Genomic DNA, 8,899 nt, shown 5'->3' with positions numbered 1-8,899 from the left:
ATCGGCACTGTCACTGCCGCCGCTCCAGCTGATGGTGATGACTTCGCCGGGTTTGCCGGTGGCCGGAGCTTGCAGACCGGCGCCGTCATCCAGCGCCGCATCCGGTGCCAGCACCTCAAGGGGTCCCCGAGCCATGACCCGGTTGCCACGCTCCAGCTGATAGCGAATTTCATAGGCACCGGGCTCTTCCGGGGCCGTCATTCTGCCCTGAGAGGCATCGCCAACACGCGTATAGGCGGCATATTCCCCATCTGCGGTTCCCGCAGGAACGATGGTGATATAGTCACGCGGGTGGATGGCACCGGTCCAGGAAACGGCGACATCACCCCCTGCCCGGACGCGCTCGGGGCCGCTCAGCGTCACCTCTCCTTCGGCCACTTCCACCGGCGTGCGCGCGAGGACACGGCCACCGTTTTCAAGTTGCAGGCGCACCTCATAGAGCCCGGGTTCAATTGGAGCACGCAGGCGGCCGGATGCTTGACCTTCAAGGCGGTCGTAATCGGTATATTCCCCCTCGGCTGCGCCCATGGGGACGATGGTGACATAATCGCGCGGATGCAGCCCTTCGGCGGTCCAACTCACATCGAAGGCCGAGCCGACCAGAACCTGCGCGGGTGCCGAAACCGTCACCTGCGCCTCGACAACTTCAATGGGCGCGCGGGCGAGGACACGACCGCCATTCTCCATCTGCAAGCGCAGCTCATAGAGCCCGGCTTCGGCAGGGGCGCGCAGGCTGCCTTCGGTCTTGCCCTCAAGGCGGGTGTAATCGGTATAGGCACCTTCCTCGGCCCCCAAAGGGACGATGGTAACATAGTCACGCGGATGCAGGCCTTCGGCTGCCCAGCTCACCGGGAAGGCCGATCCGATCACGACCTGCGCCGGGCCGGAGACGGTCACGACAGCATCGACAACCTCGATCGGAGTTGTGGCGAGAACGGCCTTGCCATCCTCGGTCTGCAACCGAACCTCGTAGAGGCCGGGCTCGGCGGGCGCTCGCAACTGCCCCTCAGACCGACCCTGCAGACGGTCATAGTCTGTATAGGCGCCGCCTTCTGCGCCCACGGGCACGATGGTCACATAGTCCCGTTCCTTCAACGCGCCCTCTGCCGTCCAGCTGACGCCAAAGGCAGACCCCACCACAACCTGTGCAGGCGCGGTGACCGTGACGGCGGGCAGCGGCGCGGCCGGGGTTTCAAAAACAAAGGTCTGTGTCGCGCGCTGACCTTCCGCCAGCGTCAGCGTCTGTGATTGCTCCAGCTCCATCGCGGTGTGATAGCCGGTGACGGTCCAGGTGCCGGGGCGAACCTCCATGACGCCGGGATTGCCGCCGAATTCAAAGCTGTCGTCACCTTGCGTGAACTCCCAGGTGATCGGGGTATCGATCAGCGGACCGCTTGCGCTGTCCAGAACCGCGCGCAGGGTCAATTCGGCCAGGTCCGGCTCTCGGGGCGGGAACATCACCGACAGATTGTGGATGGAATCCGCCGCGAAGTTCATCTCGGTCTGGACCGGCTGATCCCAGGCCTCAGTTGTGACGGTCACCACATAGTCGCCGAACGGCAGGTCCAGCTGGGCCGGGTTGCCGGTGAGGGTCTGGACATAGCTGGCTTCACTGTCCGAGATCTCCCAGCTGACATTGCCCGCGAGATACTCGGCCGACATCTCCTGATCCGGCCGGAAGAAGACCGGCTCTGGCCCCATGCGCTCGTGGTTCTGATACGCGGCAAAGCTGAAGGTGCCGGGTTCGACAACGGCCAGCTGTTCCAGCGCACCATAAAGCTCTTCGGCATTGTCGGCGGTGAAGAACCGCCCACCGGTCTCATCGGCGATGCATTGCATCTGTAGCAGCGCCTCGGCCTCGCCGCGCACATCAAAGCCGATGACATGGGCGGTGAAATCGACGCCGGCGTCGTTCAGCGCACGGGCGGCAGCGCAGGGATCGGGGTTGCAGGTCTCGATCCCATCCGAGATCAGGATCACGGTCGCCGCCTGTTCGGTATGGCGCAGGGCGTGCGCCGCCGCGATCACCGCATCGGTCATCGGCGTCATGCCGCGCGGGTTCAGCTCGGCCACGATCTTGGCGATATCCTCGCCGGTTCCCAAGGCGGGGGTTACGATGGTCTCGATATCGGAACACTGGCCGCGCTCGCGGTGACCATAGGCCACAAGGCCAAGGTTCTCATCCGCCGGAAAGACCGCCACGAAATCGCGCACCACATCGCGGGCGATGGTGATCTTGTTCACGCCGTCGATCTGCCCCCACATCGAGCCGGAGGCATCAAGGACGAGTATCGTATCCGGGCGCTGCTGTGCGGTGGCGGGGAGGGCAAGACCAAGGGCCGCCAGCCCTGCAAAAAGAGTGCGTTTCATGCGGTTTCTCCCTTGCGGGTAAAGGCGCCCGTGACCCGGGCCTTGAGTTTGCGGAAATGCGACGACATCTGTTCCAGCCGCGCATCCCATTCGGGATCCAGCGGCTGGCCGTCGGTGGTTTTCACCCAGACCTGCAACAGGCAGGCGACGGCAAAGGGTTCAAGGAAAGCGGCCTTGACGCTCCAGGCGAAGAGCAGCGCGAAGACGAAGCCTCCGGCCGACCAAGCTCCAGGCATGACGTAGACCAGCGCCGCCGCCGGGGCGAGCATGACAAGGAACACGAGGCCCGCCAGCCCATAGGTGAAAACCGTCAGCCAGGCGGCATTGCGCAGCATCACCTTCCAGCTCTGGCCATAGAGCACCAGTGCCTCGCGGGCCGATCCCCAGGCATCGGAAGACCCGGACCGGATCGCATGGGCCAGTATGATCTCATCGACAAAACCCACCGCCACGCGCAGAAAAGCCTGCACCACGCCCATCAGTTGTTTGACGTAGGGAATTGGTAGAATGCTGAGGATTCCGCGCACAAGGCCGGTCACCGCACGGATCACGCCCTTGACCAGTTGATCCAGCGCGAAGAGCGTCGAGGCCTCGCCGAACCGCCCTTTCACCACGGCGGTGGCATGACCGATCTGGCCGCGCCCCTCGGGTAGTGTCCGCCCGTCGATCAGTTCGACCATGACGGCGATATGCCCAGCCTTGACGATGTAGAGGATGTATTCGCGGATCCAATACATCACCGCGCCGGTGATCCCGAAGCCGATCATGCCGCCCCAGGCCATGCTCTGGGCCCGGAACTCGTCATCGCCAAAGGCTCCGATGCCCCAGCCGATCCCGACCCCGGTTCCGGTCGCAAGCATATAGGCCAAGGTGATCCCGAAATAGACCCCTGCGCGCAACAGCACGAACGGCATCGTGCGCAGCATCAGGCCAATCGCCTGTGCCATACTGAAATCCCACATCGTCGAAACGCCCTTATGCGGTTCAAGTTTTTCCGATCTTTGCACGACACAACCGGCACCGCCCCGTTCGTTTGAAGGGGGAAGAGCGGCAAAATCTGTGACAGGTATCGCAACAGGGCCTATCCTGGCCCGGTTCACGACCGTTTTTGTGGAGGCTGATTTGAGAAGGCTGCGGATTTTGACCGCCGGACTTGCCTGTTTGGCCATGACCGCCAGCATTTCGGTCGCACAAGATATTCACTACTCTGTCGATAACGGCACGGGATCGAACACGATCTATGAAGATCAAATCATGGCCCTGCCGATGCACGAGGTCGCCACGAGCACCTCGGTCACCGAAGGGGTGCAGCAGTTCGAGGGCGTTCTGATGCGCGATCTGCTTGCCCTCATGGCGCGCCATGTGCCGGGCGAAACCGTCGTCGTCGGGGCGCTGAACGATTACGAGGTCGAGATCCCGATGGAGGATTTCATCCGTTTTGACGTGATCCTGGCCCATAGCATGAACGGCACCCGCCTGACCCCGCGTGACAAGGGGCCGTGGTGGATCATCTACCCCCGCGACGACCACGAAGAGTTGCAGGACATCCGCTATGATACCCGCTGGGTCTGGCAGCTGAACCGGCTCGACATCCGGTGAGGAAGCGCGCCCGCCAGTTTGCCGGGGTGGTGCTGCCGCTTGTGACGATCGCGGTCTTCGCGACGGTGCTGCTCATGTCGTTCCGCCAACTCACCGCCACCCAAAGCACGCTGCGGATCGAGCTGACCCAGAACATGCTCTGGGTGATCTCTCGGGCCGAGGCCGCCACCCTGCGGCTGGCCGAAGAGGCGGCCTGGGCCAGGCCGGAAGATTCAGTACGGGTGCAGCAGCTGTTGGATGTCTGGTTCTCGCGCACGCAAATCCTGCTCGATGAGCCACAGCGCGCCCGCATGATCCATCTTGGGTTCGAGCAGACGCTTATCGCGCTTGAGGCGGCCGAGGGCCATCTCGAGGCAGATCTCGCGCTCCTTCTCACCCGTGACATTGCGGCGAAAGACAGGGTTCAGGAGACGCTTCAACCTCTGGGTCGAGAGCTCGCCCGTGCCGCCAATCGCGCGATGACCGCGGAATGGGACGATGTCGGGCGCCAGCTGGACGAGACCGCTACCGGCATGCGCCAGATCGCTCTGTCGCTGGCGGTGATTGCCGGGGCTGGGCTGGTGCTTGTGCTGTCATTGGCACTGACCGCGCGGGCGTCGAACCGCCGCGCCGCGCAGCTTCAGGCGGAGCGCGCCTTCTCCCAGCTGTTGGTCAGTGCCGGGGATCGCGGGATTGTGGCCTTTGACGCGGCCGGACGGTGCTCGGTGTGGAATGGCGCGATGGAGGCGTTGTTCGGGGTGCGTGCGGCCGAGGCCCTTGGCCGCAGTCCTGCTGAAATCGCCGGATTCTTTGCCACGGAGCATATCGCGGCCATGCTGCAAGACATTACGGGGGGCCGTGCCCGTGTGGCGGTCGACCAATCGGTGTTCGACCGGGATGGCGGAGAGCCGCATTTCGTTGACCTGATGGGCTTTCCCTTGCGCCGGGACAGTCAGATTATGGGCGCGGTTTTGATTGCCTCCGATGTCACCGAACGCCACGATGCGCAGCGCGAGCTTGCGCGGCATCGGGACCATCTGGAAATCGAGGTCGCGCGCCGCACCGAAGAACTGGATGCGGCCCTGATCCGCGAGCGGGCGTCTCTCGATATCTACCGCAACTTTGCCGCGATGATCTCGCACCAGTTCCGCACCCCGCTGGCGGTGGTCGACTCAAGCCTGCAGCGGCTGATGCGGCGCGGAAGTGCGGTCGACACCGCCGAGATTGCCGAGCGCGCAACGCGGGCACGCGGTGCCGTCGCGCAGCTGGTGCGCCTGATCGAAAGTATTTTCGACGCCGCCCGTCTCGACGCGGGCCAGGTCACGATCGACTCGCGCAGGATAGATATTGCAGCGATTCTGGCCGGGCTGATGGCACATGCCGAGCATGATTTCGCGCCGATAGACTTTGACGCTCGTCCCTCGGAGGATCTGACGCCGGTGACTGGCGACGCAACACAGATCGAGCATATCCTGCTCAATCTGCTGTCCAATGCCCGCAAATATTCCGATCCTGGAGAGAGCATCCACGTGATCCTTACAGCAAAAGGGCGTGAGGCTTCGATTGTCGTCGCCAATCCCGGCAATATTGCAGCCGTAGATCGACCCCATGTGTTTGAACGCTACTACCGGGGCAGCCGGGTAGAGGGGGTCAGCGGCATTGGCCTTGGGCTCTATATGGCCCGCAGTCTGGCGCGCATTCAGGGGGGCGATCTGGTCCTGTTGGATACAGCGCCCGGAACGGTGGCATTCGAACTGACTTTGCCCTCGGCCGGAGCGGACGGGGCACAACTGCATGAAGGAGGCGGCCATGCGCAGACGTGACGGCAAGGGGCTTGTGCTCTGCATCGACGACGAGGCCGATCTTTTGCGCGATCTGGCCGATGAACTGCGGGAGGCCGGTTATGGTGCGATTGAGGTGGCCAGCGGCGAAGCTGCGCTCGAACAACTGGCCCGTGTGCAGCCCGATCTGATCCTCTGTGACATCTCGATGCCGGGAATGGATGGCTATGGTGTGCTTCAGGCCGTGAAGGCGGGTGGTGGCCCCAATGCCGCGATCCCGTTCGTGTTCCTGACGGCGCTCGCCGAGCGTCAGCAGATCATCGACGGCAAGCGGCTCGGCGCGGATGATTATCTGGTGAAGCCGATCGACTATGATCTGATGCTGGCAACCGTCGAGGCGCGGCTCAGGCAGGTGAAGCTCTGGCCGGATCGCGGCACTGGTCCCGCAGCGCAGCACTGGTCTGACGCCAGTTCGCCGGAAGCGATGCGCGTTCTCGATGTGCTGGCGACCCCGGTGGTCGTGACCGATGCCGAGCGGCGTATCCATTTTGCCAATATCGCCGCCCGCAAACTCGTCGAAGAGATGGGGGGGCTGATGGTGGATGGCGGGATTTCTGCGTGTGATGATGCCGAAAACCGCAAGCTCGGCATGTGGTTACGAGAAATCGGGACAGGTGAAAGCGAAGGAGAGGTTGCTGCCCTGATCATATCAGCCGGTTCGGATGAGCATGATCTGTCGCTCTATGGTGTTGCATTGCAAGGCGCTCGTGCTGAGCCCCACATCGCAGTGTTTCTGGGAAACAGACAGCGGCCACCGCTGCCGCGACCGAAAACGCTGTCCGCAATTTACGGTCTGACAACGACCGAAGCGCGGATCTCGCTGCTGCTTGCCGGTGGCGCGAAACCTGCGGCGATTGCGGCAACTCTGGGTGTGTCAGCCACCACCGTCGCCTTCCATCTGCGCAACATCTTCGAGAAAACCGGCGCAGATCGTCAGGCGACCCTTGTGGGGCTGCTATTTTCTTGCCCTGCGATATCTGCGACGCCCGACTAGGTGAGCTTCTATGGCTAACCTGACGGATCTGTTTGCCAGTTGGCGTGGGAAGCCAGATTATAGGCAGATCATGCGCGAGTGTCAGAGCGATTTTTGACAGACCATCACGGCTTTTCGTCCATTTGGCCACAGACTTCTTCGGCGAGGCTCAGAAATGCCAGCCTGATTTCCTCTGGAAGGGAGAAATAGGCCTTCAGTATGCGATGCCGTTCCCCCATGCGTTGAAATGGCTGTAGTTCAGATAGCCTGTCCTCGCAGCCCTCGGTGAGTACTGACTCAAGGACTGCACAAGGCTCTACGGCCAATAGCGCTGTAACTCGCAACAAGAAAGCCCTGCCTGTGCTGTCAGGGTCCCGGACGGGACTGCGCCGGCCGTCGTCCCCGGCCTGTCGATCGCCATCGAGGCCGCAATGGAGCGGGCCCGAACACGAGAGAATGGAGACAGACAATGGCGACCATCGGCACCTTCAAGAAGACCGGCAACGAATACACCGGCGAAATCGTTACCCTGAGCGTACAGGCCAAAGGCGTGCGCATCGTCCCCGACCTGCGGGCCTCGGGCGAGAACGCACCCTCGCACCGGATCCTGGTGGGCCGCGCGGAGATCGGCGCCGCCTGGTCGAAGCGCTCGAACGAGGGGCGGGACTATCTGGGCCTGAAGTTGGACGATCCGAGCTTCGCGCACCCGATCTACGCCAACCTCTTTGACGACGAGGACGGTGAGGGCTCGAGCCTGATCTGGTCGCGCCCCAACAGCCGCCGGGGGGAGTAACACCCCCCAACCATGGCCCCGGTCGAAAGGCCGGGGCTTCTGGTCTTGCGGATGCCCGACGGCTTTCGGGCGGACCACGGATCAGGTGTTCACGTCATCCTCAAAACGCTGGATGCGGGCGAGGATGTCATCGAAACTCGGCGGCTTCGTATCGAACATCATGGGTGCCATGTCCTTGTAGTCCGCACGCAGATCCTTGATCCGATCCTCGCCGGGCAGAAGTCGCAACGTGCCGGGCCTGGCCAAGTCATAGCTTGCCCATGCCGAACGGAAGAAGATGGCTTTATGCTTCGCCACCTGCGCCAGAAGCTCGAAGTCCCGCGATGCAGCGACTCCCTCCGCGGTCTCGAGGAGCATCGCCAGATCGTAGAAATGCCGGGAGAAATACTGAGGTGTCGGCGAACCGGTAGGGCGATGCGCTTCGGCATGGAGTGCGGTCGCCTTTTCCCAGAAGGTGCGCCGGGAAGACAGGACGGTGACCTTCGTGTCACGCTCGTTGAAGAAGTCAGGGTAGTCCTCGGCCGCATAGGGCCGGATCACCTTTCCCTCAGTTGGCCAGGGGTCTCCGCGCGCCCCGAGTTCGAGCTTCACGCGGGGGGTGATGTAGGACATGCCGGCATAATCCGTGCCGCCAAAGGCCGGGGGATACTGGAAATTCACCGTCTGCGCGTCATTCGGGTCTATCTCGAGCGACCAGCCACCATCGGCGGGATCACCCAGATGGCGCGCGAATTCCGCTTGCAGCGCTGGAAGCAGTCGCTCCGCAACATGCATTTCGACTTCCGTTACCAGATCCGCAATCAGCCTCGCCGTTTTGTTCTTTCCAAGCCCCGCCTGCTCGGGGTCCCGTTCGCCGCCATATCCCAGTTCTGCCCGGTCAAAGGACAGGTCGATATCCTCGGAGAACCGACGGATTGCGTCATAGGCCTTGGACAGCGAGGTGCCGCCTTTGAACACCAGCGACGCGGTTTCCCCGGGCGGCAGCGAGAAGACCCGCCGCAGGGTCCAGCAAACCCAGAAGTCTTTCTCGATGATCGTGTTGGCGACGCCACGACCAGCGGCGGTTTCGCCAAAGAGTGCGGCACGGTCCGCGGCCGACAGGCGGGCAACCTTATCCAAGAGCGGCTCCCGCGCCGGACCCTGAAGGTTTTGGGTCGGCAATCGAGAGCAGGGTTGCCCGCATCCAGGCAGGTGCCTGCGTCGCATTTCTCGCAAGAAGCTTCTTGTCGCTGGCCGAGAGGTGACGGCTGGCCGCGTGCATCACGTCAGAGGCCCGTGCAGCACCTACATGGCGCAGGGCCTGAACGACCGTTCCGGCCGGGCTGCCGGGGGCAATCAAATGTT

The 8,899-nt window shown here is 63.0% G+C and carries 8 protein-coding genes; 4 read left to right on the top strand and 4 right to left on the bottom strand.

Annotated features, from left to right (window positions below; genetic code table 11):
• Together H0485_RS20435 and H0485_RS20430 are read right to left on the bottom strand one after the other, a co-directional pair.
• On the bottom strand, positions 1-2,370 hold a 2,370-nt coding region (locus H0485_RS20435; protein ID WP_226937751.1), incomplete at its 3' end, for a vWA domain-containing protein.
• Positions 2,367-3,317 (bottom strand): hypothetical protein, encoded by a 951-nt coding sequence (locus H0485_RS20430; RefSeq protein ID WP_226937750.1) that lies wholly within the window; start codon positions 3,315-3,317, stop codon positions 2,367-2,369. The genes H0485_RS20435 and H0485_RS20430, both read right to left, overlap by 4 nt.
• A 193-nt stretch (positions 3,318-3,510) precedes the next feature.
• On the opposite strand from H0485_RS20430, the gene H0485_RS20425 reads away from it, so the two are divergent.
• The 4 genes from H0485_RS20425 to H0485_RS20410 all read left to right on the top strand — a co-directional run bounded on the left by H0485_RS20425 (position 3,511) and on the right by H0485_RS20410 (position 7,555).
• A complete protein-coding gene (locus tag H0485_RS20425) occupies positions 3,511-3,969 on the top strand; it encodes a putative pterin-binding protein (protein ID WP_226937749.1) in 459 nt (152 codons plus the stop codon).
• Positions 3,966-5,771, top strand: coding sequence for a sensor histidine kinase (locus H0485_RS20420; RefSeq protein WP_226937748.1), 1,806 nt, complete (start codon positions 3,966-3,968; stop codon positions 5,769-5,771). Before H0485_RS20425 ends, H0485_RS20420 begins: the two co-directional genes overlap by 4 nt.
• Positions 5,758-6,783 carry a response regulator gene (locus H0485_RS20415; RefSeq protein ID WP_226937747.1) on the top strand — a complete coding sequence of 342 codons (1,026 nt, stop codon included), beginning with the start codon at positions 5,758-5,760 and terminating at the stop codon, positions 6,781-6,783. The genes H0485_RS20420 and H0485_RS20415 overlap by 14 nt, the downstream gene beginning before the upstream one ends.
• Before the next feature lie 448 nt (positions 6,784-7,231).
• Entirely contained in the window at positions 7,232-7,555 is a 324-nt protein-coding gene (locus H0485_RS20410; protein ID WP_035714938.1) for a DUF736 domain-containing protein, read from the top strand.
• 81 nt (positions 7,556-7,636) lie between these two features.
• Here the strand turns inward: H0485_RS20410 and H0485_RS20405 are convergent, their stop codons facing one another.
• The gene (locus tag H0485_RS20405) at positions 7,637-8,674 is read right to left on the bottom strand and encodes a nucleotidyl transferase AbiEii/AbiGii toxin family protein (RefSeq protein ID WP_226937746.1); all 1,038 of its coding nucleotides are present in this window, start codon (positions 8,672-8,674) and stop codon (positions 7,637-7,639) included.
• On the bottom strand, positions 8,667-8,899 hold a 233-nt coding region (locus H0485_RS20400), incomplete at its 5' end, for a hypothetical protein (RefSeq protein ID WP_226937745.1). The genes H0485_RS20405 and H0485_RS20400, both read right to left, overlap by 8 nt.

The sequence above is a fragment of the Pseudogemmobacter faecipullorum genome (assembly GCF_020539525.1).
Classification (GTDB): Bacteria; Pseudomonadota; Alphaproteobacteria; order Rhodobacterales; family Rhodobacteraceae; genus Pseudogemmobacter; species Pseudogemmobacter faecipullorum.
This window is presented reverse-complemented; position numbering and strand designations above follow the sequence as displayed.